Genomic DNA, 24671 nt, shown 5'->3' with positions numbered 1-24671 from the left:
CGGGATACCGGCCTTATGTTCATGATCATCAGTAATTTTTTGGGATTTTATTATGGCATGTGGCGAATTTGACCTCATTGCACGTTATTTTGATCGCCAGGAGACTAACCGGCGTGATGTAAATTTGGGTATTGGTGATGACTGCGCACTAATGACACTGGCCGATAAACAACAATTGGCGGTTAGTACGGATACCTTAGTTTCAGGCGTTCATTTTTTACCTGATATCTCCCCTGAAGATTTAGCTTACAAATCTCTCGCTGTGAATCTTAGTGATCTGGCCGCGGTCGGCGCTGATCCTGCTTGGCTTTCATTGGCTTTAACATTACCGGAAGTGGATGAATGCTGGCTGAGTAGTTTCAGTGACAGTTTGTTTGAACAATTGCGTTATTACGGTATGCAGCTTATTGGCGGCGACACTACCCGCGGCCCAATGAGTCTGACGTTGACGATTCATGGCTTAGTTCCCGCAAGCAGAGCGTTACGGCGTGCTGGCGCAAAAAATGGCGATTGGATTTATGTGAGTGGATCGTTGGGTGATAGTGCGGCGGGTTTGGCTCTGTTACAAAATCGTTTGCAAATTTCTGATCCGATATCCCACAACTGGTTAGTTCAGCGTCATCTCAGGCCGCAGCCTCGTATTTTACAAGGGCAAGCGCTACGTGGCTTGGCAACATCAGCTATTGATTTGTCTGATGGTTTGATTTCTGATTTGGGTCACATCCTGAAAGCCAGCCGATGTGGAGCCAGAATAAACCTGGATGCGATTCCTTACTCTGATGCGATGAAACAATATGTTGAACCGCAGCAAGCTTTGATGTGGGCTTTGAGTGGTGGTGAGGACTATGAATTATGTTTTACCGTCCCGGAGCGGAATCGTGGTGCGTTGGAAATTGCGTTAGCGCATACCGGTGCTGGTTTTAGCTGTGTTGGACAGATCATGGCGGAATCGGAAGGTATTCGTTACTACAGCAATAATAAAGAGATTAAATTAGATCTAAAAGGGTTCGATCATTTTATTACCGAGGAAGCACATGGATAAGGCAAAGCGTCGCTTACGGATGAGCAATCCCTGGCATCTATTAGCGACAGGTTTTGGTAGTGGGCTGTCGCCGGTCGTGCCGGGGACAATGGGATCGGCAGCGGCTATTCCGTTCTGGTTATTACTGGTTCAGTTCCCGGAATGGATTTGCTGGTTGGTGATTATTGTCGGGATGTTTTTCGGCATAATGATTTGTCAGCGTACTTCTGATGATATGAAGGTTCATGACCACGGCAGTATTGTCTGGGATGAATTTATCGGTATGTGGATCACATTGATGGCAATCCCTGTGATTAACTTGCAGTGGGTTTTGACCGGTTTTATGGTGTTCCGTATTCTCGATATGTGGAAACCGTGGCCAATTCGCTGGTTTGATCGCTATGTTCATGGAGGATTAGGCATCATGTTGGATGATATTATTGCGGGTGTATTTTCTTTCGTGATTGTTTGGTTATTGGCGTTTTATCAGATTTTGACTTTTTGAGGTGTGGTGTATTGATTATCCCTTAGAGAGGGACTCATTTTTTGCTTCATACTTGGAGTAGTGATCGGGTAGCTGCGATAACCGCTAACTTCTGTGGTAGGTGATTTTTCTACAGAAAATTCCGGTTTGGGATAGTTGTGTGAGGACAAAACCGTAAGTTTCTGCGTAAAAGTGCCCCAACAGAGATTCTCGTTGAGTTCAATCAACCGCTTGTTCATGTTATCTGGATGCTCCCAATACACCTCCCCTTTCTTGGGCATGTAAATGCTTCGCGATGTTATCATCGTCGCAGTCAGGTGCGCCAAGTACCCATACCGGATAGTCAGAAACGAAGGCTTCCAGCTCAAGTTTTTTGCCGACAGTTTCCATTTCTTCAACGGATGCAGAATCCCAAGAGAACACCAGTCTGGCAATGATCTGGTTGCACTTGGTACAAGGAAATATCTTAGGTTGAAGTTGGGTATCACCCAACCGAGTACCGTGAACAACTACTCCGCCGATTTCTTAATGCCCATTTTTAAATATGACGTAGGCGTTTCCCTGTCGTTTAGCAGAGATATCTGGTAGTAGTTGTAATTTATTGTGATTGGTTGGCTTCGTTCATTTAAAGCTTTCCCGCAGTGACTAGTGCCGCATGTATTGTTTTTAATGGTAACAGCAAAGATAGATGGGCATCTAATAGCGGAATAGCATCATAGCTGGCGTACCACTCGGCAACACGCTCATTCTTGGCATCAATTAGCAATGCAACCCCGCCAGCCTGCGTGGCCACCAATAAACAGCGCCGACCAGCAGCTAGCAACAACTGGCCACCGAGTCCTTGACTCTGTACTGAAAGATCTACAGCCAGACGGCCAAGCCGAAATACTGGCACTTCATGTCGAGCCAGACCACGTTTAATCACTTCCGGTGCACGTTCATAAGCAATAGAAGCGGGGCTTAGACTGTAGTAACCCAATACCGTCCGATTGCTCTCGCTAACCGCAAGGTAGGTTTTTGCCCCACCTTTCTCATGGCTCTGCCTTGCATGGCGATGTAAAAACTGATTCAACGCCTCATCACCACAGTCAAAAGCACCGCGATAATGATGTTTGCCTATAGGCTCTTCGTGCCAGATTGGTAGCATCATGATTGTTTCGGCAAGGCAAATGCTGCGGCCAACAATTTATCATTCGGTGCCGGTGGGTTATCCAAAAGATCCAGAACATGCAAACTATCTCTTTCGGTCAGCTCCAGTCGTTCGTTCTCGTCGATAATCTTCCGTGCTGCTGACATCACATTGCGGAGCACGAACTCAGTCAAGTTGGTATGTTGTAAAGCGGCTGCACGCATCAACAGCGACTTTTCTTCTGAGGCAATACGTAGCGACATTCGGTCATTAGTTTCTACTGGGATCTGAGGCATTGTTACGTCCTCCTATTTATACGCATTGAAATTGTACACTAAGGTGTGCCTATTAGCAAAATGTACACAATGAAAGCGTACGCGTACCGTATCAAATACGAACGTTTTTGGCACGGCAGTGACCTCTATCGATTTTGTTATTTTCAGAAGACGACTGCACTGGATTACTGGGTTTGTGTAGAGCCTTTGGTAGGTATCGTTACTTGATTCTGAAAATAGTGCCTTTTTATAGAGAAGAATGCGGAAAATACATATCATCTAACTTGAGGCACTTCCTACTATAATCCTAAACTGAGGATAATAGAATAAATATCCTATTATCCCTATACACTCAGGAAAATAGCCTTTTATTGATGCTATTCTGAATACCTACGGCATCAAGCCCTAAATCCGCTCTGATTTCTTCCTGATTACCTTGTGGAACAAATTGGTCAGGCAAGCCAATATTCAGAATTTGCACCAGACGACCTTCCTGCATTAGCAGTTCATTAACGCCACTTCCGGCACCGCCCATAATGGCATTTTCTTCCAGCGTGACCAATAAATCATGGTTATCAGCCATTTCTAATATCAATTCTTTATCCAGTGGTTTGACAAAACGCATATCAACAACAGTCGCATCCAGTGACTCTGCTGCTGTTATTGCATCGGGTAACAGAGTTCCAAAGTTCAGGATCGCTACCTTATTACCCTGACGACGAATAACGCCTTTACCAATTGGCAATTGTTCAAATGGTTGGGGTTCTGCCCCCGTTCCGGTCCCTCGTGGATAGCGCACGGCTACTGGACCTTGCTGATAATGATAGCCGGTATGCAGCATCTGTCGGCATTCGTTCTCGTCACTGGGCGCCATAATGACCATGTTGGGGATGCAACGAAGGAATGAAAGATCAAAGGCGCCTTGATGTGTCTGACCATCAGCACCTACGATACCTCCGCGATCTATTGCAAATAGAACAGGTAGATTCTGAATGGCGATATCATGGATAACTTGGTCATAAGCACGTTGGAGAAATGTCGAATAGATAGCAACAATCGGCTTGTAACCACCAATTGCCAAACCAGCGGCAAAAGTCACGGCATGTTGTTCTGCAATGGCGACATCGAAGTATTGATCAGGATATTCACGGGAGAAACGCACCATACCAGAGCCTTCGCGCATGGCTGGTGTGATTGCCATCAGTTTTTTGTCATTGGCGGCTTCTTCGCATAACCAGTCTCCAAAGATTTTGGAGAAAGTAGGGCGGTTGTCTGAGCTTTTAGGTAATGCGCCAGTAGTCGGATCAAATTTAGGTACCGCATGCCAACTGATAGGATCTTTTTCGGCGGGTGCATAGCCCCGACCCTTTTTAGTCATGATGTGCAGTAGCTGCGGCCCTTTCAACTCACGCATATTTTTTAGCGTTTGGGTCAATGTCAGTACATCATGTCCGTCGATAGGGCCAATGTAATTAAAGCCCAATTCTTCAAACAGAGTGCCAGGAACAACCATGCCTTTGATATGTTCTTCGGTTTTTTTCAGTAGTTCTTTAATCGGAGGTAGATTGGAAAAGACTTTTTTCCCACCTTCCCGCAATGTGGTGTAGAGTTTACCGGATAGAAGTTGAGCTAGATGGTTATTTAACGCACCAACGTTCTCTGAGATAGACATTTCGTTGTCATTAAGAATAACTAACATATCCGGGTCGATATCCCCGGCATGGTTCATCGCTTCGAAAGCCATGCCTGCTGTTATCGCGCCATCACCGATAACACAAACTGTACGACGGCCTTTGCCTTCGCGTTGAGCGGCAATTGCCATTCCTAATCCAGCACTGATAGAGGTCGATGAGTGGCCGACACATAAGGTGTCGTATTCACTTTCATCCCGCCACGGGAAAGGGTGAAGCCCATTCTTTTGACGAATCGTATCAATACGATCTCGGCGTCCTGTCAAGATTTTGTGAGGATAAGCCTGATGGCCGACGTCCCATACCAATTTGTCGAAAGGCGTTTTATAGACATAATGTAACGCTACAGTCAGCTCAATGGTGCCAAGACCTGAGGCAAAATGACCACTAGAGCGACTGACACTGTTTAGCAGGAATTGCCGAAGTTCATCACATAACTTCGGCAGGCTCTCTTTTGGTAACATACGAAGTTCTTCAGGATTTTCCGCTAATGCCAATGTTGGGTATTTGGCTATATCAATGCTCATTTGATGCTCGTTAAGAAGTGTTTATTAATAGCGCTGTCAGTAGGTAAATTTACTGGCAGACCTTAGTTGTTACGTTCAATGATAAAGCTGGCAAGTGTGCGCAGCATGGTTGTGTTATAAGATTTATCTTCCAGTTTATTCAAAGCTTGTAATGCTTCTTGATACAGTTCGTATGCTTTTTTCTGTGCTTGTTCTAACCCTAGTAATGCGGGGTAAGTGCTTTTTCCTAGCTGTTGGTCACTGCCTTGGCGTTTTCCTATCATTTCGGTATCGCCAATGACATCAAGAATGTCGTCCTGAACTTGGAATGCGAGGCCGATGGCTTGGGCGTATTGATCCAATTCAGGCAGGGCGTCATGCCCACTTTGGCCTGCGCTATATGCGCCCATTCTGACTGCGGAACGGATAAGCGCGCCTGTTTTGTGGCGATGAATTTTTTCTAGCATATGGAGATCGATGTGTTTGCCTTCTGCTGCCAAATCCAGGGCTTGGCCGCCACACATACCGGCTACGCCACTGGCGGTTGCCAATTCAGCAAGCATTTCGAGGCGATCTGTTGTTGTAACATCCGGCATTTCTCTTTTAGATAGGATTTCAAATGCCAGAGCCTGTAATGCATCTCCCGCCAGAATTGCGTGAGCTTCGCCAAATTTTATGTGGCAGGTCGGTTGTCCACGGCGTAAATCATCGTTATCCATCGCCGGTAAGTCGTCATGGATTAATGAAAAGGCGTGGATACATTCAACGGCTGCTGCTGGAGCATCCAGATTATTTGCGGATAACCCAAACATTTCACCAACGGCATAAACTAAAAATGGGCGCAGGCGTTTACCACCGAGCAAAGTACCATGTTGCATTGCGTGAACGAGCGGGTTGTCTGCAAATGCCAGTGAAGATAGTGTGCTTATCAGAACGTTATTGACTCGTTGTTGACAGATTTTAAGCTGTTCTTTAAATTGGGTTGAATTTTGTTCAGACATAGGCTTATTCAGTATCCGGGGAGAAATGACTCAGTGGAGATTGGGCATCATCGTTAAGCAGAATCTGAACTCGCTGTTCTGCTTGTTGCAAAGTCTGTTGCCCTTGGCGGGCTAATTGAATACCACGCTCAAACTCGCTTAGGGCTTCTTCCAGTGCCAGTTCACCTGATTCCAGCCGGGCGACGATCTGTTCTAGCTCTTTTAATGAGCTTTCAAATGTCATTGCCGGTGCACTTTCTGGCGTACTGTTTGTGCTTTCTGATATTGCATTTTTCTTTGGCATAATTTTTTACTATTTACGGAGCTCGCCTGAGGGTTGCAGACTATCTTATTATGCTGGTGCAAACAAATCCTTAACTGATTTTGTGTTTTTTCCGCGCTATACCACGAGATAGTGTTATACTCCGCAGCCTGATTTGACAACCAAAACGTACCATCAGTTTTTTTATCAAAATGCCTAACTACTACTATAACTCACTATGAAGTTTATTATTAAATTATTCCCGGAAATCACGATCAAGAGCCAAACTGTTCGTTTGCGCTTTATTAAAATTCTCGCTAGTAATATTCGCAATGTGCTGAAAACGTTAGGAGATAATATTGCAGTGGTTCGCCATTGGGATAATATCGAAGTTCGTACTAAAGATGAAAACCTTGGCGCTCAAATTTGTGATGTGTTGACACGTATCCCCGGTATCCACCATATTCTGCAAGTAGAAGAGCGTGAGTTTCGTGACATGCATCATATCTTTGAACAAGCTTATGACGCTTATGGCGAATCGCTCCACAATAAGACATTTTGCGTGCGAGTAAAGCGTCGAGGTAAACACCAATTTACTTCTAATGAAGTAGAACGCTATGTCGGTAGTGGTTTAAACCAGCATATTGAATCTGCGAAAGTAAAACTCAATCATCCTGATGTTACCGTCAATTTGGAAATTGATCAGGATGTGCTGATTTTGGTAAAAGCCCGTTATGAAGGGATTGGTGGTTTTCCTATCGGAACGCAGGAAGATGTATTGTCTCTGATTTCCGGGGGTTTTGATTCTGGTGTTTCCAGCTATATGCTCATGCGCCGTGGCTGCCGTGTTCACTATTGCTTCTTCAACCTCGGCGGTTCCGCCCATGAAATTGGCGTGAAGCAGGTTGCTCATTATCTTTGGAGTCGTTTTGGTAGTTCCCATAAAGTCCGCTTCGTTGCTGTGGATTTTGAACCTGTTGTCGCTGAAATTTTGGAAAAAATTGACGATGGTCAAATGGGGGTGGTGCTTAAACGGATGATGGTAAGAGCGGCATCTAAAGTTGCAGAGCGTTATGGCGTGCAGGCGATTGTTACCGGTGAAGCTTTGGGACAAGTTTCCAGCCAGACACTCACTAATTTGCGTTTGATTGATAATGCATCGGATACATTGATTCTGCGGCCGCTGATTTCTCATGATAAAGAACATATTATCAGGTTAGCACGTGAGATTGGCACTGAGGATTTTGCCCGTACGATGCCTGAATTCTGCGGTGTCATTTCAAAAAGCCCAACGGTAAAAGCTGTTAAAGCTAAAATTGAAGCAGAAGAGGAAAATTTCGATTTTAATATTCTGGAAAAAGTGATCAGTGAGGCTCAGAATATTGATATTCGCCAGATCGCAGAACAAAGCAATGAGCAAGTGGTTGAAATTGAAACAGTGACAGCGTTCGCTCCAACGGATGTGTTATTGGATATTCGTTCGCCTGATGAACAAGATGATCGGCCATTGCAGTTAAATGGTGTGGAAATCAAATCATTGCCATTCTATAAGTTGAGCAGCCAGTTTGGTGATTTGCCAAAGGATAAGACCTATTTACTCTATTGTGAACGTGGAGTTATGAGTCGTTTGCAGGCACTCTATTTATCTGAACAGGGTTTTGACAACGTAAAGGTTTATCGGCCTTAATTGTATATTTCGGGGTTCCTATTATGTGAACCCCGAATCGTATAAAGTAAGATGTTTTTGTCTATTTTTTCAGTCCTGATAAGAATATACACCTAGTGGCAATATGAGTTGAGTCGCCACCTCTGCCGCTGTTTCTCGTCCTTTTAATAATTCAATGAGTTTTAATGCGAAATCAAAAGCTGTTGCTGGCCCTTGGCTGGTCAATAGATTGACTCGATCATCAAAACAGACTCGGCAATCAATCCATTTATCAGACGAAATTTTGTCTTGCAAACCGGGATAACCGGTCATTTTGCCAGTAGGGAATAAGTTGTGGTGTTCAAGCACGATAGCAGGCACGGCACAAATTGCCGCGATAATTTTCCCTTGATAATGTGTCTGGCGGATTTTTTCGATAACGAGTGGATTATCACGGAAACATTCGGCACCTTGCATACCACCGGGTAAGATGATGGCATCGAAAGATTCATCAATAACTTTTTCTAGAGGGACATCAGCAACTAGTTTTACACCTCTGGAGCAAGTTAAAATCAGTTCTCCATCGTTGGTGGTGCTGGCGATCGTAACATTGATGCCAGCGCGTACCAGTAAATCAATGGTTGTAACGGCTTCTATTTCTTCACTACCGTGAGTCAGGCAGATGAGTGCTGAAGGGGTCATAATCATCTTTCCTTATGTTTAACTAGGTTATAGATACGGGTATTTTCAGGGGCTGCCAGACCGTGTGCACCGGCCCGGCGTAATAAATAACCGGTGATATAGTCAATTTCAGTGCGACGTTTTGCGCGGATATCCTGCAACATGGAAGAGTAATTTTTTGCTGTAAGTTTAATCACATCGTAGACATAGGCAATCAGGTTGTCGATGGTGGTATGTATGTTCTCTCGTTTCATAACCTGAATAATTTCTTCGCACAAAATATTTAGTTGTTCCGGATAGCGAAGCAAATCGCCATTTTGGCATTCATAAAGTGTAGTCAGCGGGTTTACGACACAGTTAGCGGCAAGTTTCAGCCAGCTAATAGAGAGGATTTCATTATGCCATGCAACGTCAGGCAAAGATTGGTGTAGTACATTAGCCAGGGATCTAAGTCCAGTTGCATTTGACGTTGCCGAGCCAATATGGGTTAGTCCGGACGCGGTATGATAAACCCGTTGGTCATCCTGATATGCGCCATGTGTTGTGACGCCAAGCAGTATGGGATTAGGCGCTGATAATAGTTCTTCCTGGGTACCCATGCCGTTGTGTAGTAATAAAATTGGGCAATTAGGTGAAAGCTTGGGCAGTAAATTATTGACTGCATCAGCGACTTGCCATGCTTTCAGGCAGACAATTAGTAATTCGCTGTTAGCAAGATGGTCGCTGTTATTAGTTGGGATTGGTTGGTTGAATGCTTGCCCATTCATTTCGTCAATATGAACAGATAAATAAGGCCGGGAACTTTTTAGCCAACCCTGTACTTGATGCTTTTGTTGCGATAATGCTGCTAGCCACAGTTTTCCTATAGCGCCACAGCCAAGAACGGTTATCTTCATATACACCTTTTGAAAGACGCTGCCATAATATTGGATAGAAATAATAAGATCCCGCTAATCCAAGTATAGCGCTTTTGCTGACAGTGGAAAGCGGTTATCATGCCAACTTATTGATTATCAGGAGGTCATGGATAATGCCATCTTTCGATATTGTTTCAGAAATTGATATGCATGAAGTTCGCAATGCGGTAGAAAATGCGCAGCGCGAGCTTACTAGCCGCTGGGATTTCCGTAATGTCAGCGCCAGTTTCGAGTTAAATGAAAAAAGCGAGTCTATCAAGATTACCAGTGAGTCAGATTTTCAGGTAAATCAGTTGGTTGATATCATGCGTGAAAAGTTGGCTAAACGTGGTATCGATGGCGCTGCATTGAATATCCCTGATGATATGTTGCACAGTGGTAAGACTTACAGCGTTGAAGCGACTTTGAAGCAGGGGATTGATACCCCTACGGCGAAAAAGATCGTGAAGCTGATTAAGGATAGTAAACTGAAAGTGCAAGCACAGGTTCAGGGTGAACAGGTGCGAGTGACAGGTAAAGCTCGTGATGATTTGCAAAGTGTAATGGCATTAGTTCGTGGCGCAGAGCTGGGACAGCCATTCCAGTTTACTAATTTCCGGGATTGATTTTCTGCCTAGTGGATTGAAATATCTAGCCTAATATGGAGTGGGGTATTCTTGACCAGAATACCCCACTCCCAGTTTCCCTGAATATCAAATCGGAGTGAGTGGAGTTATCTGGTTTGATACTTAATCTATCGTGTCATTATTATTGGCTATCAATTGTTCAAGTTGCGCTCTGTTTGTCAGCTTGGTATCTACTTTTATGTAAGCACTATGCTCCTCCGGCACAATAACGACGTCGCAAACGCCTGGTTGAACAAGAATTTTTTGTTCCAGCAATGCTTTATTGACTATATTTTCTGGCAGAGAAATTCTGATGCTGCTGACATAGGGGGGTTGTTTCATTGTTGTGCTGATAATCAACCAAATGATTGTCAGAACGATACCTGCCATAAATACCAGCGGTGCTCCTTTTAATTCAGATAACCAACCACCAAGGCTCCCCCCTAAAGCGACACCTAAAAATTGGCTAGTGGAGTAGACGCCCATTGCTGTACCTTTATAACCTGCCGGTGCTTCTTTACTGATAAGTGATGGCAAGATAGCTTCCATTACATTGAAAGCAATAAAGAAAATTTGTATGCCGATGAAAATTACCCATAAGTGATGTCCCGCCGACCACAATACAATTTCGGCCATCAGTAGCATCGTGATACACAGTGAAAATACTTGTTTCATGCGGCGCTTTTTTTCTGCGTAAATAATGAAAGGTAAAACAGATACAAATGAAGCCAGCATGGTGATCAGGTAAACCTTCCAATGTTGTTGGTTAGGGAATCCTGCTTGTTGCATCACTAAAGGAAAGGCGACAAAACTTGCCATTAGCAAAGTGTGCAAACTGAGTATGCCAAAGTTGAGTTTCAGCAATTGGCTATCAGCCAGAACCTTACTGAAACTGTGACGAACAATGCCTGATTCGCGGTTGAGGATGTGTTTATCTGTGGAAGGAACAGCAAATAGTGTTATCAGAATGCTACAACCAGCCAGAATGGTAATTACCCAAAACAGACCGTTTAACCCAATAGCGTGAGCCAGTATTGGGCCAAGTACAATGGCTGCGGCGAAAGTTATTCCGAAACTAATGCCAATAAAAGCCATCGCTTTAGTTCGATTTTGTTCACGGGTTAAATCAGAAAGTAGCGCCATAATTGCAGCAGATATGGCTCCAGCGCCTTGTAGCGCTCGTCCAATTATTATGCCCCAAATAGAATCACTGAGAGCAGCAATGATGCTGCCAAGGACGAATAGTAGTAACCCACCAATAATTAAGGGTTTAGCGCCAATTTTGTCAGAAAGCAGTCCAACAGGGATCTGTAAAATTGCCTGGGTTAAACCATAAATGCCAATGGCGATACCAATAAGTGTTTTAGTGGCATCTTCTAGATTCAGGCCATAGGTTGTTAATACAGGAATCACCATGAACAGGCCTAGCATTCGCAGAGAAAAAACTGAACCTAGGCCCCATGTCGCCCGAAGCTCAAGTGGCGTCATTTTATTATCGTTCATGATTACCTCGAAATATTTTGATACGTCATTGTAGATAGGTTTTCAATAAGGGGTAAATAGTTAATTGAATTAATAATATTGAAGTATTAAGGGGAGGGGATAACAGGCTGGAAAGAAACTGATGGCAGAGGGGACACCTCTGCCATCAGGGAAAATTACCGGACGTAAGTTAGGAAGGCTTCTGAGGGCACATGTGGGTCAATAGACATCATGACACTCAGGGAAGTGATTGCCACAATGGAAAATATAAATAATTTACGAGCCCAAATGCGGTCATTATCAGTTTTATAACCGGATAACGCCATTCCTAGCCACCAGACGCTCACTGCTGCTGCAACAACCAAATATTTGTAACCAGCGTAACCGCTGATGGCTAACATAAGGGTTGCAATCATAAATGCCAGGATATAAAGGATAATGTGGTTTTTCGCCACAGATATGCCTTTGATCACGGGCAGTACAGGAATATTGGCTGCCTGGTAATCTTTGAAACGAAAAATAGCAATGGCATAGGAGTGCGGCATTTGCCACAGGCTGAAAATCAGTAACAGGATCAACGCGCCCGTATCAAACTGACCAGTTACTGCGCAATAACCGATAACCGGAGGTGCCGCACCGGACAAACTGCCGATCAACGTGCCATAAACAGATTTCCTTTTCATATAGAGGCTATAAACCCCTACATAGACGACAAAACCGATAATCGCTAATTGCATTGCTAAAGCATTGGCTGCTGCATAGAGCAGCACTATGCCAGCAATACCCAGTATTGATGCATAAATCAGGCTGATTTTCGGATCAATAAGTCCTTTTACAAGGACGCGGTTTTTTGTTCTTTCCATGATCCGATCGATGTCTCGGTCAATGTAGTTGTTAAATACACAACCAGAAGCCACGACTAATGAAACGCCGAGCAGAGTCGAGATGAACAAAGGGTAATCAATCACCCCTTTCGAGGCGAGTAGAAAACCACCGATCACAGAAATTAAATTGCCGAAAATAATTCCTGGTTTAGTTACTTGCAGGTATTGCTTAATCATATATGCAGCTCTTTAATCAACCATCATATTAATGTTGAGGTTGTACATAATCCATAGTGAGCCAACAACAACAATACCGATAATTAAAATGGTGAACAGCAATGCTACTAAGTTCCAGCGCTCTTCTGACGAAGTGTTCATGTGCAGGAAGTAGATAAAATGAACAATAATCTGCACCACAGCCAGAGCGACTACCGTTGTCAGGATAGTCGTATGGGAGGCAGAACCATCCATTACCATCCAGAACGGAATCACTGTCAGGATGACTGAAAGAACAAAGCCGATCAGATAAGACTTCAGGCTACCGTGGCTAGCTCCAGTATGAGCAGTATTAGAATGACTCATTACATAGCTCCTAACAGATAAACAACGGTAAATACACAGATCCAGACCACATCCAGGAAGTGCCAGAACAAGCTCAGGCAGTTCAGACGGGTTTTGTTGACATCAGTTAAACCGCGGCGGGTGACTTGAATTATCATGATGATAATCCAGACCAGACCACAGGTAACGTGGATACCGTGAGTAGCAACCAGTGCGAAGAATCCAGACAAGAATGCACTGCGGTTAGGGCCGTAGCCTTCAACAATCAGATGATGGAATTCGTACAATTCCATCGCCACGAAGCCAAGGCCGAACAGGAAAGTCATACCAAGCCAGGCGTTAACCTGGCCGATTTTTCCTTTGTTCATTCCCAGCATGGCAAAGCCATAAGTGATACTACTGAATAACAGTAGGAAAGTTTCAACCAATACAAAAGAGAGGTCGAAAAGCTCTTTACCAGATTTGCCGTCCGCGGTTCCGTTAACGAGTACTGCATAAGTCGCAAACAGACATGCGAACAGAATACAGTCACTCATCAAGTAGACCCAGAAACCGAATACTTTAGTGGCTCCCGCATCGTGGTGCCCATGATGCTCGTGGGCATGATTGTGGTTAGTCATAGTTTCAGTTGACATGGTTCAGACCTGCCTTGCTAATTTGTTCATGGTGTTGATTCTCAATTTGCTCAACTTCAGCAACGGGTACGTAGTAATCAACATCTTCATCAAAGCTTTTTGCAATCCAAGTGATAATCATGCCTGCAAAGCTTGCGATAACCAGCCACCAGATATGCCAAATCATGGCGAAACCAAACAGCAAGCTAAAGCCAGCAATGATTACACCCGCCCCGGCGTTTTTAGGCATATGAATTTCTTCATACTGAGCAGGACGCTTATAAGCAGTGCCTTTTTCTTTCATATCCCACCATGCATCACGGGTTTGCACATGTGGAACGTCAGCAAAGTTGTAGAACGGCGGTGGAGAAGATGTTGCCCACTCCAGAGTACGTCCGCCCCAAGGGTCACCGGTCAGGTCACGGTTTTGGTCACGGTCACGGATACTCACGTAGAATTGAATGACCTGACACAGGATACCAACGGCAATCAGTGCGACACCAATCGCGGAGACGACCAGCAGAGTATGGAATTCAGGGTTGATATCTTGGCTAATACGACGGGTCATTCCCATAAAGCCGAGCGCGTAAACTGGCATAAAGGCGATAAAGAAGCCGATGATCCAGAACCAGAATGCGCGGACACCCCATTTTTCATTCAGTGTGAAACCAAAAGCTTTCGGAAACCAGTAAGCAGTACCAGCGAAACAACCGAAAACAACACCACCGATGATCACGTTATGGAAGTGTGCAATCAGGAACAAGCTGTTATGCAGAACGAAGTTTGCGCCTGGAACTGCCAGCAGAACGCCGGTCATACCACCGATAGAGAAGGTGACGATGAAGCCAACGGTCCACAACATCGGTGTTTTATACTCAATACGGCCTCGATACATGGTGAACAGCCAGTTGAAAATCTTAACGCCTGTCGGAATCGAGATAATCATGGTGGCTATGCCGAAGAAAGCGTTAACGTTCGCGCCAGAACCCATCGTAAAGAAGTGGTGCAGCCATACGATAAACGACAATACGGTGATGGCAATGGTTGCCCACACCAGAGAAGTGTAGCCGAACAGTCGTTTTTTCGAGAACGTCGCAGTCACTTCAGAGAAAACACCAAAGACTGGCAGCACCAGAATATAAACTTCAGGGTGACCCCAAGCCCATATCAGGTTGATATACATCATCATGTTACCGCCCATATCATTGGTGAAGAAATGGGTACCCATGTAACGGTCAAAAGTTAGCAGGGCAATGGTAACTGTCAGAATTGGGAATGCGGCGATGATAAGTACGTTAGTACAGAGTGCTGCCCAAGAGAATACAGGCATTTTCATCATGGACATGCCAGGGGCACGCATACGCAGGATCGTCGCAAAGAAGTTAACGCCTGTCAGCAAGGTACCGATACCGGATATTTGAAGACTCCATATCCAATAATCGACCCCAACGCCTGGGCTATATTCTATACCTGAGAGCGGAGGATAAGCTAACCAGCCGGTCTGAGCGAATTCACCCACACCCAGAGAGATGTTAATCAGCGCAACGCCAACGACGAAGAACCAGAAACTCAGTGAGTTCAGGAATGGGAATGCTACGTCACGAGCGCCGATCTGTAGTGGAACCACGATGTTCATCAGGCCGACAACAAAAGGTGTCGCCATGAAGAAAATCATGATGACGCCGTGGGCGGTAAAGATCTGGTCATAGTGGTGCGGCGGCAGGAAACCTTCTGCACCCGCAGAGGCGACAGCCTGCTGACCACGCATCATGATGGCATCGGCGAAGCCACGGAGCATCATGACCAGCGCCACAATAATGTACATAATACCGATTTTCTTGTGGTCAACGCTGGTTAACCACTCGCTCCACAGCCATTTCCATTTACGGAAATAGGTCAGGGCTCCGACAATCGCGAGCCCTGCGAAGAGAATCCCAGCAAGAGTGACCATGACAATGGGCTCATGCAATGGGATTGCATCAAGTGTTAATTTTCCCAACATTACTTTATTCCTCAACTCCGGCATGAGCGGTCTCGCTCATATTCATGTTATGACCTGTCGTTGCACCGTGGCCGCCATGCATATTCATGTTGCCCATAAATTTGGCAATAATGTCTTGATACAGGTTAGGCTTAACGCTTGAGAAGTATTCAACCGGATGGTTCTGGCTTTGTTTAGCTAACTCGTTAAATGCCTGCATGGTATCCAAGGTTTTGGGAGAGGCTTTCACTTTTTGAACCCATTGTTCAAAACCTTCACGATCTGCGGTAGCGGTAGCAGTAAATTTCATGCCGGAGAAGCCGTGGCCACTATAGCTACTGGATAAACCTTTATAAGTGCCAGGTTCATCGGCAATTAAGTGAAGTTTAGTCTGCATGCCAGCCATTGCATAGATTTGACCACCTAACTGTGGGATGAAGAATGAGTTCATCACAGAATCAGAGGTGATTTTGAAGTTAATAGGAACCCCAGTAGGGAAAGCAATTTCGTTAACTGTGGCGATACCTTGCTCCGGGTAAACGAATAGCCATTTCCAATCAAGAGAAATAACTTCAATAGTCACGGGTTTTTCATCACTGACCAGTGGTTTATATGGGTCAAGCTCGTGGGTTGTTTTCCAGGTAATGGTTGCTAAAATAAGAATGATAATGATAGGAACGGTCCATACTACCAGCTCAATTTTATTTGAGTGTGCCCAGTTAGGGTGATAGGTAGCACTTTTGTTGGCTTCGCGGTAACGCATGGCAAAAGTGAATGCCATGATGATTACCGGAATAACGATGATCAGCATCAAGCCAATAGCCGTAAGTATCAGTGTTTTTTGTTCAGCGCCGATAGCGCCTTTAGGATTCATCAATACCATATCGCAGCCACTCAGCATAAGAGTAGCCGCTAGTATTGACAATATCCCAATACTTTTATTGTATTTCATAAGTCTCATCTAACGACCCCAAATAACAAAAGCTCTATTGTCGTTTCATCAGTGCGGGCATTCTACGGTAAGGCCACTGGAGTGTAAACATTTGTAATAGTTAGTTGAGGGGTTGTTAACCCTTTATGTTACTGGGATCACATGCAACTGTAAGATTAATCAGAAGTTAGCTTGAAAAGGTTATTTAATTGTAACGAAATAGTGCGGAAATATGAATTTGTACTAAATCATTTTATATTTTTTAGGTGAAAGGAAAAAAATAAAAAAATTTGCTTTAAAAATTTCCACCGTAGTCATTTTATTTAGGAATTAAATTAATTGTGAGCCGCTTTTGGCAGCCCACAATTAAAATCAATAATTAGAAATTATATTTAATGGAGTAGACAATCGCATCCTGCCAGAAGTCTTCACCTAATTTATGATCGGCATATCGATATTGAATGCCGGTTGTGAAGGATTGGTGAGGCGTCCACCATAACGCTATTGCTCCATTGGCGCCGTTTCGTCCACCGTTGCCGTAGCGTTCATTCCTGTTAAGTTCTATTTCATTCCAGTTAGTTATGCTGAATTTTTCTTCCCAGAGTTGAAAGTCGTAACCCGCAACCCAGCCAACGACATAGCCGTTATTACCGGAGTAGAAAGTTTGGTCAACATAGTGCAGCGCAACGAATGGTTTGAACCAGACACCGGCGAAATCAGTGTTGTAACCAATACCATAGAGGGTATTTACCTCGTGGAAGTTCCCGCCGTGTGCTGTACCTGGGAGGGAGTAAGTACCGTAAACATGACCATAGAGGTTGAAACCAGTATCAGCCAGATAAAAGCGACCGGTTGTTTTAAAAGTGTATCTTTGGTTATCCCCTGGTTCAGCATGTTGACTGTTGAAAGCATTTTCCAGATCAAAGAACCCGTATAATTCACCCCAGTCAAAGCCGGCTCCGCCTTCCAGTTCCAAATAGGCAAAGTCGTCTTTATGAGAGGTTTGCCCTGACTTGTGTGTGGTATGGCTAGTCCAGTCGAGGTAGTTCATGCTGATATTAGCAAAGCCCCCTTGATATTCAGCATAAGCGGGAACTGAGACGGTGGTGAATAAAGCAGTAGCCAGAATGGTTGTTCTCATAAATTTCTCTAACGCATCCATGAAAAGAGGTTTTGGGTTTTAAAGCTATATTAAATAACCCTTAAAATGGTAGTCTGATTCTACGCAGATATGAACATTGAACAATTAAATAATCACTCGAAAATAGCACTTTTGGCAAATGACTATTTGAAGTGTGATCGCTATCACTTAAATATTTAAAAAGAGGGCTGGGATATCAAAGGCTGACGGTCGTCAACCTTTGATAAATTAACTTAATATTTTCACCTTTTAAGCCAATTTGCACTTTCTTAATGCAAGATAATCTAGAAAGCTACCGAGAATGATGCTTGTGATACCAATTTGTACTCCCCATAGTAGTAATGTTTCGGCCAGATCAGGCGTATGAGTCCAATTAAGAGCATTGGTGATGATGATAAGTAACCAAAATGTGAGCAAGATGCTTGCTAATGATAGTAAGCCAAGCGCTAGACGATAGAAATTTTTGAACTCAGTACGTGGCATAAAATCATTAGTTCGCTGGGTATAAACCAGAGTCTGGCGGCAGACAAATAACAGTAATAAGCCTGGAACAGAGGCCGCTATAGAGAATAGATAGAAGTTTGGCCAGCCGTGTAATTCAACGAACCAACCCGCAATTGGGCCGACATAGACTCGCCCAACAGCAGATAAAGCAGATAATAAAGCAAACTGTGTCGCAGAGAATGATTTATGACATAACGCCATAATTAGGGCGACAAATGCAGCGGTTCCCATTCCGCCACAGATATTTTCCAGAAAAACGGCGCTACCCATAGTGTAGATATTTTTGTCAGTAATAGATAACAGCCAGTATCCGATATTGGAAATCGCTTGAAGGATGCCAAAGCTCATGAGTGAGCGGAATAAACTCCATCGTTGCATCAAATAACCACCATATAATGCACCAACGATGGTTGCCGTTAATCCTAGCGTTTTGTTGATCATTCCGACTTCACCAGCATCAAAGCCAATACCACGGATTAGAAATGGGGTACTTAGGCTGGCGGCAAAGGCATCTCCCATTTTATACATGACAATCAACAGTAGTATCAGCCATGCATTATTGCGATTAAAAAAATCGGCTAATGGTTCTATTGCGGCTTGCTGGAGTGTTTTTGGTGGCGGAGCGTCAATTTCAGGTTCTCTAGCTTTTAACGTCGCATAGATGCCAATTAGCATCAATCCAGCCATCAACCAGTAGGTGTGTTGCCAGCCAATATAGCGGTCTGCGATCCATAGTGCTAACCCGCCTGAAACCAACATGGCTAATCGATAACCAAGTACCGAAACGGCAGCACCTACACCCCGCTCTTCGCTACTCAATAAATCGGCTTTATAAGCATCAAAGACGATATCCTGTGATGCGGAGCAGAAGGCAATGGTTACCGCTAGTGTGGCCAGCCACCATAAATGTTGAGATGGTTGGAGAAAACCCATTGCAGCGATACTGGTTATGAGTAATGACTGTGTAACAAGTAGCCAACCACGGCGGCGCCCGAGAAAAGGGAGGGTAAATCGGTCCATAAAAGGGGACCAAAGAAATTTGAAAACATATGCTTGGCCGACAAGAGAAAAGAAGCCAATTGTTTTAAGATCAATGTCTTCGACAGTCATCCATGCTTGCAGGGTGCTGGCAGTCAATGCGAGCGGTAAACCAGAAACAAAGCCGAGTAAAAGCAGGATTCGTGAGTTATGTTGGGTAAAAACGTTGAGATAACGATAAGACATGTGCCCCCCAAAACCCTGCCCTTGGCGGGCAGAGTAAATAATTAGTCCTTTAATAAACAATTAATCCTTTAATTAGCGAGCATTTTGTTTGATGAAATTGCTGACTGAGGGATCTTGAGCCATATCTGCTATGACTTCTGATAAGACAGTATTGACCGCATCAGCAATTTTTTCGTTAGTTGCGCCTAAAGGGCCTTGTACATTGTAACTAGTGCGGTAATTTTTAACTTGTTTACTGCCATTTTGCGCTGTACTAATGATGGAAATATCGGCTTTTGTTGAAATATTATGGCGCAGGCTACCTTCTTTAACGTCTGCATATAGATTGTTCACAATAATTTGCAGATTGGCATTGGCTGGAGATCCAATCATATAACCACGGGCGGTCATCTGTTTTTCCAGGATTTCCTGGAGTAGAAAGCGCAGATCACGGGAGGGTTTCAGTATTTCCAGCTTTGCATTGCGGTTAACTTGAGCAAGTGTCTGAGACTGACGATTGTCGGCACCGCTGATACTGATGGTAATCGCGCCCATTGTTGGATCTGCTGTTGGCAATGTAATTTTAGGTTCAATGGTCAAGGTATTGCTGGGAGCGGCACAACCAGCAAGAAGAAAAAGCGCAATGAGTGGGAATAAGATTCTTTTCAACATGTTAATTTTCTCATCGGTGATAAGGATATCCAGTAATACTTATCAATAGCATAAATTGCGTCAATAATAGCACTGCCTTTTGATCATGGCATATCCCTGATGGGGTAAACGCATATAAAAACCTTATGATGTGGGATTCGATTAAAAGATATTTTAATGCGTTGGCGCTATAACTCATGGAGAATAGACTAAAATTATTAGTATGGTTGGCAGTACGACTGCTGTGTGGTTAAGGAGAATGATATGGTGTATCAGGATATAGAAGAAAAATTACAGGCTGCATTTAATCCCTCGTATCTTGAGGTCATTGATGAAAGTTATCGTCACAATGTACCCGTAGGTTCTGAAAGCCATTTTAAGGTCGTAATCATCAGTAATAAATTTGCTGGTGAACGTATGCTGAATCGCCATCGTTCTGTTTACAGCGTATTATCGGCAGAATTGTCCGCAGGTGTTCATGCTTTGGCGTTGCATACCTATACAGAAAAAGAGTGGAATGAATTACAGGATACTGTTTTAGCGTCACCAGCATGTCGCGGGGGTAATATTGTTGCCTGAAATCCGCTGATTGATACTTAATTTTGGGCATTTTCTTACACAATAGAATAAATTTAGCGAACGGTCTTCGGGCCGTTTTTATGTTTTATATATGCATCCGTTTTGGATGTAAATTTAGCCGCTGAATAATCGTTATCCTGTGAAGTTGATGAATAGTTCGGCCTTTTTTCAGCAATTCTCGACTCACACCGTCTGCATCGCTATAATGTCGCGTCTAATTTTTAGAATGGTTTCGGGACGCTTCTGACATCAGGGATTCTCGGTTTTTAAATGCGACCGCCCCGGTTCTTAGAGAGTGTTGCGATTGGTACATACAAATATGTGCTGGTTGTATGGTCTCTGGAGTTGACCGAGCACTATGATTTTTTTGAGGTAAAAAGATGCAAGTTTCTGTTGAAACCACTCAAGGCCTTGGGCGTCGTGTGACAATCACCGTTCCTGCTGCCGATGTTGAGAAAGCAGTTAGTAGTGAGTTGGTCAATGTAGCAAAAAAAGTTCGTATCGATGGTTTCCGTAAAGGCAAAGTGCCTATGAACATCGTTAAACAGCGTTACGGCGCTTCTGTCATTCAAGACGTTCTGAGTGATTTGATGCAACGTAACTTTATTAATGCAATCATCGAACAAAAAATTAATCCAGCGGGTGCGCCAAGTTATGCGCCAGAACAATTCAAAAATGGTGAAGATTTCACTTACTCTGTAGAGTTTGAAGTTTATCCAGAAGTTGAATTGAAAGATCTGGAAGCCATTGAAGTTGAAAAACCTGTTGTTGAAGTAAAAGACGAAGATGTTGATGCAATGCTGGAAACATTGCGTAAGCAGCAGGCTAATTGGAAAGAAACCGAAGAAGCTGTTGGCGCGGAAGATCGTATTACTGTTGACTTCAATGGTTTTGTTGATGGTGAAGAGTTTGAAGGTGGTAAGGCATCTGACTTTGTTCTGGCTATGGGGCAGGGCCGCATGATCCCAGGTTTTGAAGAGGGCATTGTTGGTCATAAAGCTGGAGAAGAATTTACCATTGATGTCAATTTCCCAGAAGATTATCACGCTGAGAATCTGAAAGGGAAAGCTGCTAAGTTTGCGATCACATTGAAAAAAGTGGAACAGCGTGAACTGCCGGAGTTGAATGAAGAATTCATCAAACGTTTCGGTATTGCTGATGGCACTGTTGATGGTCTGCGTGCAGAAGTACGTAAAAATATGGAGCGTGAACTGAAAAATGCAGTTCGTAACCGTATTAAATCTCAAGTTATCGAAGGTTTGGTTAAGGCTAACGAAATCGATGTGCCGGCCGCTGTTGTCGATAGCGAAATTGATGTTCTGCGCCGTCAATCGGCTCAACGTTTTGGCGGCAATGAAAAACAAGCTCTGGAACTGCCTCGTGAACTGTTTGAAGAACAAGCTAAACGTCGCGTTGTTGTTGGTCTGCTATTAGGTGAAGTTATCAGCAGTAATGAACTGAAAGCTGATGAAGAGCGTGTTAAAGCATTAATCGAGGAAATGGCTTCTGCCTATGAAGATCCTCAAGAAGTGATCGAATTCTATGGTAAAAACCAAGAATTGATGAATAATGTTCGTAATATTGCTTTGGAAGAACAAGCTGTTGAAGTTCTTTTGGGGAAAGCAAAAGTTTCTGAAAAAGAAACCACTTTCAATGAGTTAATGAATCAGAATCAAATGGCATAAGTTTTAATTTTGTCGTGAGATAATGAATTTGTTGTCTTAGTGAAATGAACCCGCAGATAAATCTGCGGGTTTTTTTATAAGTAAGAGGCAAGATTTTTCTTGAAAAAAGTGGGTTTAACCCCAGATCCTTTTTAATATTATGTATATGATTGCAAAATTTTTCAGGGGTAATTCCCCCTTGATTGGTTAACTTTGAATCATGGTCATCATCGCTTATCTCAAGTAGAATTGGTTATGAATGGCACCAACATGAATTCTATTAGGAGACGAAAATGTCATATAGCGACAAGCGGGATCAATATGCGCCTCACATGGCTCTGGTGCCGATGGTAGTTGAACAGACTGCGCGTGGGGAACGTTCGTACGATATCTATTCGCGCTTATTAAAAGAACGTATTATTTTTCTGACCGGTCAGGTTGAAGATCATATGGCAAACCTGGTTGTAGCCCAGATGCTGTTTCTTGAGGCGGAGAATCCGGAAAAAGATATTTTCTTATATATCAATTCGCCAGGTGGCGTGATTACTGCGGGAATGTCCATCTATGATACGATGCAGTTTATTAAACCGGATGTCAGTACTATTTGTATGGGGCAGGCATGTTCAATGGGAGCATTCTTGTTGACTGCCGGCGCAAAGGGAAAACGTATCTGTTTGCCAAATTCCCGGGTTATGATCCATCAGCCATTAGGCGGTTTCCAGGGACAAGCTACAGATATTGAAATTCACGCTCAGGAAATATTGAAAGTAAAATCTCGTATGAATGAGTTAATGGCAAAACATACGGGAAGACCTATTGAAGAGATCGCGAAAGATACAGAACGTGATCGTTTCTTGTCGGCAGATGAAGCCGTAGAGTATGGATTGGTTGATAAGATTTTCACCCATCGCGATTAATTTATTATTCCCGGAAGCTATAATATAAACATTCAGCTTACCATTTGGTAAAGCTATGACGTTCGGGGTAATAGCAGAAGTTTCCTGCTTTGCCAGATAGATCTGGGGGAGCAGTTGATAAAGTGAGGTTGTGACTGATGACAGATAAGCGCAAAGACGGTTCAGGAAAGCTGCTGTATTGCTCTTTCTGCGGGAAAAGCCAACATGAAGTGCGAAAATTGATTGCTGGCCCGTCAGTATATATCTGCGATGAATGTGTGGATTTATGTAACGACATTATTCGCGAAGAAATTAAAGAGCTTGTACCACATCGTGAGCGTAGTGCATTACCAACGCCTCATGAGATCCGTCAGCATTTGGATGATTATGTTATCGGCCAGGAAACGGCGAAAAAAGTGTTGGCGGTTGCTGTTTATAACCATTACAAACGGTTACGTAATGGCGATACCAGTAACGGTGTTGAATTAGGTAAAAGTAATATTCTGCTTATTGGTCCAACAGGGAGTGGTAAAACGCTACTAGCTGAAACATTGGCTCGTTATCTTGACGTTCCTTTTACCATGGCCGATGCGACTACGCTGACCGAAGCGGGATATGTAGGAGAAGACGTAGAAAACATTATTCAGAAATTACTGCAAAAATGTGACTACGATGTACAAAAAGCTCAACGCGGTATTGTTTACATTGATGAAATTGACAAAATTTCACGTAAATCTGATAACCCGTCAATTACTCGGGATGTTTCAGGTGAAGGTGTACAGCAAGCGTTGCTGAAGCTGATTGAAGGTACAATTGCGGCAGTTCCTCCTCAAGGGGGGCGTAAACATCCTCAGCAGGAGTTTTTACAGGTAGATACCTCCAAAATCCTATTTATTTGTGGTGGTGCGTTTGCAGGTCTGGATAAAGTCATTGGCCAGCGTTTAAATACCAGTACGGGTATTGGATTTGGTGCGAAAGTCAAAGGTGAGTCAGAAAAAGCGACTGAAGGCGAACTGCTTGCACAGGCTGAACCGGAAGATCTTATCAAATTTGGGCTTATCCCTGAATTTATTGGGCGGTTGCCTGTTGTCGCCACGCTCAGTGAATTGAGTGAGGAAGCATTGATTCAGATTTTGAAAGAGCCTAAAAATGCGTTGACCAAGCAGTATCAAGCACTGTTTAACCTTGAAGGCGTTGATCTGGAATTCAGAAGTGAAGCCCTGACTGCTATTGCTAAGAGAGCAATGGTTCGTAAAACTGGGGCCCGCGGCCTACGCTCTATTGTTGAAGGCGCATTGTTGGACACTATGTACGATCTACCATCAATGGAAAACGTTGGAAAAGTTGTTGTAGACGAATCTGTTATCAATGGTCAATCTGCGCCTTTGCTGATTTACAGCAAACCGGATGCCCAGGTTTCTGGTGAATAATTGAATCTAGGACA

The 24671-nt window shown here is 43.8% G+C and carries 26 protein-coding genes; 9 read left to right on the top strand and 17 right to left on the bottom strand.

The window, feature by feature from the left end; genetic code table 11:
- Window positions 1-52: 52 nt before the first annotated feature.
- Window positions 53-1042, top strand: a complete 990-nt coding sequence (gene thiL, locus EAE92_RS04265) for a thiamine-phosphate kinase (RefSeq protein ID WP_036775077.1) — start codon at window positions 53-55, stop codon at window positions 1040-1042.
- Entirely contained in the window at window positions 1035-1526 is a 492-nt protein-coding gene (gene pgpA, locus EAE92_RS04260; protein WP_214067167.1) for a phosphatidylglycerophosphatase A, read from the top strand. The genes thiL and pgpA overlap by 8 nt, the downstream gene beginning before the upstream one ends.
- A gap of 219 nt (window positions 1527-1745) precedes the next feature.
- Here the strand turns inward: pgpA and EAE92_RS04255 are convergent, their stop codons facing one another.
- The 3 genes from EAE92_RS04255 to EAE92_RS04245 all read right to left on the bottom strand — a co-directional run bounded on the left by EAE92_RS04255 (window position 1746) and on the right by EAE92_RS04245 (window position 2930).
- Window positions 1746-1997 carry a hypothetical protein gene (locus tag EAE92_RS04255; protein ID WP_051560605.1) on the bottom strand — a complete coding sequence of 84 codons (252 nt, stop codon included), beginning with the start codon at window positions 1995-1997 and terminating at the stop codon, window positions 1746-1748.
- Between the two features lie 133 nt (window positions 1998-2130).
- Window positions 2131-2655 (bottom strand): GNAT family protein, encoded by a 525-nt coding sequence (locus EAE92_RS04250; RefSeq protein WP_214067166.1) that lies wholly within the window; start codon window positions 2653-2655, stop codon window positions 2131-2133.
- Window positions 2652-2930 carry a type II toxin-antitoxin system TacA family antitoxin gene (locus EAE92_RS04245; protein ID WP_036775083.1) on the bottom strand — a complete coding sequence of 93 codons (279 nt, stop codon included), beginning with the start codon at window positions 2928-2930 and terminating at the stop codon, window positions 2652-2654. The genes EAE92_RS04250 and EAE92_RS04245 overlap by 4 nt, the downstream gene beginning before the upstream one ends.
- 69 nt (window positions 2931-2999) lie before the next feature.
- On the opposite strand from EAE92_RS04245, the gene EAE92_RS04240 reads away from it, so the two are divergent.
- Window positions 3000-3137, top strand: coding sequence for a hypothetical protein (locus EAE92_RS04240; RefSeq protein WP_160169972.1), 138 nt, complete (start codon window positions 3000-3002; stop codon window positions 3135-3137).
- Window positions 3138-3261: 124 nt separating this feature from the next.
- Here EAE92_RS04240 and dxs read toward each other — a convergent pair whose 3' ends face one another.
- The 3 genes from dxs to xseB all read right to left on the bottom strand — a co-directional run bounded on the left by dxs (window position 3262) and on the right by xseB (window position 6390).
- Window positions 3262-5127, bottom strand: coding sequence for a 1-deoxy-D-xylulose-5-phosphate synthase (gene dxs / locus EAE92_RS04235; RefSeq protein ID WP_214067165.1), 1866 nt, complete (start codon window positions 5125-5127; stop codon window positions 3262-3264).
- Window positions 5128-5189: 62 nt separating this feature from the next.
- Window positions 5190-6107, bottom strand: coding sequence for a (2E,6E)-farnesyl diphosphate synthase (gene ispA, locus EAE92_RS04230; RefSeq protein WP_214067164.1), 918 nt, complete (start codon window positions 6105-6107; stop codon window positions 5190-5192).
- A gap of 4 nt (window positions 6108-6111) precedes the next feature.
- Window positions 6112-6390 carry an exodeoxyribonuclease VII small subunit gene (xseB, locus tag EAE92_RS04225; protein WP_214067163.1) on the bottom strand — a complete coding sequence of 93 codons (279 nt, stop codon included), beginning with the start codon at window positions 6388-6390 and terminating at the stop codon, window positions 6112-6114.
- A 196-nt stretch (window positions 6391-6586) separates the two neighbouring features.
- Between xseB and thiI the strand changes: the two genes are divergently transcribed.
- On the top strand, window positions 6587-8035 hold the full coding sequence (gene thiI / locus EAE92_RS04220) for a tRNA uracil 4-sulfurtransferase ThiI (protein WP_214067162.1): 1449 nt from the start codon (window positions 6587-6589) through the stop codon (window positions 8033-8035).
- A gap of 69 nt (window positions 8036-8104) precedes the next feature.
- Here thiI and yajL read toward each other — a convergent pair whose 3' ends face one another.
- Window positions 8105-8695, bottom strand: coding sequence for a protein deglycase YajL (yajL, locus tag EAE92_RS04215; RefSeq protein WP_214067161.1), 591 nt, complete (start codon window positions 8693-8695; stop codon window positions 8105-8107).
- Between the two features lie 2 nt (window positions 8696-8697).
- On the bottom strand, window positions 8698-9570 hold the full coding sequence (gene panE / locus EAE92_RS04210; RefSeq protein ID WP_214067160.1) for a 2-dehydropantoate 2-reductase: 873 nt from the start codon (window positions 9568-9570) through the stop codon (window positions 8698-8700).
- 134 nt (window positions 9571-9704) lie between these two features.
- Here panE and EAE92_RS04205 point away from each other — a divergent pair, with 134 nt between their 5' ends.
- The gene (locus EAE92_RS04205; protein ID WP_214067159.1) at window positions 9705-10196 is read left to right on the top strand and encodes a YajQ family cyclic di-GMP-binding protein; all 492 of its coding nucleotides are present in this window, start codon (window positions 9705-9707) and stop codon (window positions 10194-10196) included.
- 123 nt (window positions 10197-10319) lie between these two features.
- Here the strand turns inward: EAE92_RS04205 and EAE92_RS04200 are convergent, their stop codons facing one another.
- From EAE92_RS04200 to EAE92_RS04160, 9 genes are all read right to left on the bottom strand, one after another.
- Window positions 10320-11699 carry an MFS transporter gene (locus EAE92_RS04200; RefSeq protein WP_214067158.1) on the bottom strand — a complete coding sequence of 460 codons (1380 nt, stop codon included), beginning with the start codon at window positions 11697-11699 and terminating at the stop codon, window positions 10320-10322.
- A gap of 155 nt (window positions 11700-11854) precedes the next feature.
- Window positions 11855-12739, bottom strand: a complete 885-nt coding sequence (gene cyoE, locus EAE92_RS04195; RefSeq protein ID WP_011148018.1) for a heme o synthase — start codon at window positions 12737-12739, stop codon at window positions 11855-11857.
- Between the two features lie 12 nt (window positions 12740-12751).
- The gene (locus tag EAE92_RS04190; protein WP_036775099.1) at window positions 12752-13084 is read right to left on the bottom strand and encodes a cytochrome o ubiquinol oxidase subunit IV; all 333 of its coding nucleotides are present in this window, start codon (window positions 13082-13084) and stop codon (window positions 12752-12754) included.
- Window positions 13084-13698, bottom strand: coding sequence for a cytochrome o ubiquinol oxidase subunit III (locus tag EAE92_RS04185; protein ID WP_214067157.1), 615 nt, complete (start codon window positions 13696-13698; stop codon window positions 13084-13086). Before EAE92_RS04185 ends, EAE92_RS04190 begins: the two co-directional genes overlap by 1 nt.
- Entirely contained in the window at window positions 13688-15679 is a 1992-nt protein-coding gene (cyoB, locus tag EAE92_RS04180; protein ID WP_036775101.1) for a cytochrome o ubiquinol oxidase subunit I, read from the bottom strand. The genes EAE92_RS04185 and cyoB overlap by 11 nt, the downstream gene beginning before the upstream one ends.
- 4 nt (window positions 15680-15683) lie before the next feature.
- On the bottom strand, window positions 15684-16619 hold the full coding sequence (cyoA, locus tag EAE92_RS04175; protein ID WP_214067156.1) for a cytochrome o ubiquinol oxidase subunit II: 936 nt from the start codon (window positions 16617-16619) through the stop codon (window positions 15684-15686).
- 349 nt (window positions 16620-16968) lie between these two features.
- A complete protein-coding gene (locus EAE92_RS04170) occupies window positions 16969-17730 on the bottom strand; it encodes a nucleoside-specific channel-forming Tsx family protein (protein ID WP_214067155.1) in 762 nt (253 codons plus the stop codon).
- A 249-nt stretch (window positions 17731-17979) separates the two neighbouring features.
- The gene (ampG, locus tag EAE92_RS04165; protein WP_214067154.1) at window positions 17980-19458 is read right to left on the bottom strand and encodes a muropeptide MFS transporter AmpG; all 1479 of its coding nucleotides are present in this window, start codon (window positions 19456-19458) and stop codon (window positions 17980-17982) included.
- A 72-nt stretch (window positions 19459-19530) separates the two neighbouring features.
- Window positions 19531-20109, bottom strand: a complete 579-nt coding sequence (locus EAE92_RS04160; RefSeq protein ID WP_112894573.1) for a lipoprotein — start codon at window positions 20107-20109, stop codon at window positions 19531-19533.
- Between the two features lie 243 nt (window positions 20110-20352).
- Between EAE92_RS04160 and bolA the strand changes: the two genes are divergently transcribed.
- From bolA to clpX, 4 genes are all read left to right on the top strand, one after another.
- On the top strand, window positions 20353-20667 hold the full coding sequence (gene bolA, locus EAE92_RS04155) for a transcriptional regulator BolA (RefSeq protein ID WP_036775112.1): 315 nt from the start codon (window positions 20353-20355) through the stop codon (window positions 20665-20667).
- 380 nt (window positions 20668-21047) lie between these two features.
- A complete protein-coding gene (tig, locus tag EAE92_RS04150) occupies window positions 21048-22352 on the top strand; it encodes a trigger factor (RefSeq protein ID WP_214067153.1) in 1305 nt (434 codons plus the stop codon).
- 272 nt (window positions 22353-22624) lie between these two features.
- On the top strand, window positions 22625-23248 hold the full coding sequence (gene clpP, locus EAE92_RS04145) for an ATP-dependent Clp endopeptidase proteolytic subunit ClpP (protein WP_036775116.1): 624 nt from the start codon (window positions 22625-22627) through the stop codon (window positions 23246-23248).
- Window positions 23249-23385: 137 nt separating this feature from the next.
- Window positions 23386-24657: an ATP-dependent protease ATP-binding subunit ClpX gene (gene clpX / locus EAE92_RS04140; protein ID WP_214067152.1), complete on the top strand. Its 1272-nt coding sequence runs from the start codon at window positions 23386-23388 to the stop codon at window positions 24655-24657.
- The last annotated feature ends 14 nt before the right edge of the window (window positions 24658-24671 follow it).

Source organism: Photorhabdus hainanensis, assembly GCF_018448965.1.
Taxonomy (GTDB): Bacteria; Pseudomonadota; Gammaproteobacteria; order Enterobacterales; family Enterobacteriaceae; genus Photorhabdus; species Photorhabdus akhurstii.
This window is presented reverse-complemented; position numbering and strand designations above follow the sequence as displayed.

Excerpts from the sequence above, each read along its gene's own strand:
- EAE92_RS04160 (WP_112894573.1), bottom strand. The coding sequence starts at position 20,109 with ATGTTGAAAAGAATCTTATTCCCACTCATTGCGCTTTTTCTTCTTGCT.
- clpP (WP_036775116.1), top strand. The coding sequence starts at position 22,625 with ATGTCATATAGCGACAAGCGGGATCAATATGCGCCTCACATGGCTCTG.
- EAE92_RS04240 (WP_160169972.1), top strand. The coding sequence starts at position 3,000 with ATGAAAGCGTACGCGTACCGTATCAAATACGAACGTTTTTGGCACGGC.
- xseB (WP_214067163.1), bottom strand. The coding sequence starts at position 6,390 with ATGCCAAAGAAAAATGCAATATCAGAAAGCACAAACAGTACGCCAGAA.
- dxs (WP_214067165.1), bottom strand. The coding sequence starts at position 5,127 with ATGAGCATTGATATAGCCAAATACCCAACATTGGCATTAGCGGAAAAT.
- pgpA (WP_214067167.1), top strand. The coding sequence starts at position 1,035 with ATGGATAAGGCAAAGCGTCGCTTACGGATGAGCAATCCCTGGCATCTA.
- cyoA (WP_214067156.1), bottom strand. The coding sequence starts at position 16,619 with ATGAGACTTATGAAATACAATAAAAGTATTGGGATATTGTCAATACTA.
- EAE92_RS04245 (WP_036775083.1), bottom strand. The coding sequence starts at position 2,930 with ATGCCTCAGATCCCAGTAGAAACTAATGACCGAATGTCGCTACGTATT.
- thiL (WP_036775077.1), top strand. The coding sequence starts at position 53 with ATGGCATGTGGCGAATTTGACCTCATTGCACGTTATTTTGATCGCCAG.
- panE (WP_214067160.1), bottom strand. The coding sequence starts at position 9,570 with ATGAAGATAACCGTTCTTGGCTGTGGCGCTATAGGAAAACTGTGGCTA.
- tig (WP_214067153.1), top strand. The coding sequence starts at position 21,048 with ATGCAAGTTTCTGTTGAAACCACTCAAGGCCTTGGGCGTCGTGTGACA.
- cyoE (WP_011148018.1), bottom strand. The coding sequence starts at position 12,739 with ATGATTAAGCAATACCTGCAAGTAACTAAACCAGGAATTATTTTCGGC.
- cyoB (WP_036775101.1), bottom strand. The coding sequence starts at position 15,679 with ATGTTGGGAAAATTAACACTTGATGCAATCCCATTGCATGAGCCCATT.
- EAE92_RS04200 (WP_214067158.1), bottom strand. The coding sequence starts at position 11,699 with ATGAACGATAATAAAATGACGCCACTTGAGCTTCGGGCGACATGGGGC.
- ampG (WP_214067154.1), bottom strand. The coding sequence starts at position 19,458 with ATGTCTTATCGTTATCTCAACGTTTTTACCCAACATAACTCACGAATC.
- EAE92_RS04205 (WP_214067159.1), top strand. The coding sequence starts at position 9,705 with ATGCCATCTTTCGATATTGTTTCAGAAATTGATATGCATGAAGTTCGC.
- EAE92_RS04190 (WP_036775099.1), bottom strand. The coding sequence starts at position 13,084 with ATGAGTCATTCTAATACTGCTCATACTGGAGCTAGCCACGGTAGCCTG.
- EAE92_RS04250 (WP_214067166.1), bottom strand. The coding sequence starts at position 2,655 with ATGATGCTACCAATCTGGCACGAAGAGCCTATAGGCAAACATCATTAT.
- bolA (WP_036775112.1), top strand. The coding sequence starts at position 20,353 with ATGGTGTATCAGGATATAGAAGAAAAATTACAGGCTGCATTTAATCCC.
- ispA (WP_214067164.1), bottom strand. The coding sequence starts at position 6,107 with ATGTCTGAACAAAATTCAACCCAATTTAAAGAACAGCTTAAAATCTGT.
- thiI (WP_214067162.1), top strand. The coding sequence starts at position 6,587 with ATGAAGTTTATTATTAAATTATTCCCGGAAATCACGATCAAGAGCCAA.
- EAE92_RS04170 (WP_214067155.1), bottom strand. The coding sequence starts at position 17,730 with ATGAGAACAACCATTCTGGCTACTGCTTTATTCACCACCGTCTCAGTT.
- clpX (WP_214067152.1), top strand. The coding sequence starts at position 23,386 with ATGACAGATAAGCGCAAAGACGGTTCAGGAAAGCTGCTGTATTGCTCT.
- yajL (WP_214067161.1), bottom strand. The coding sequence starts at position 8,695 with ATGACCCCTTCAGCACTCATCTGCCTGACTCACGGTAGTGAAGAAATA.
- EAE92_RS04185 (WP_214067157.1), bottom strand. The coding sequence starts at position 13,698 with ATGTCAACTGAAACTATGACTAACCACAATCATGCCCACGAGCATCAT.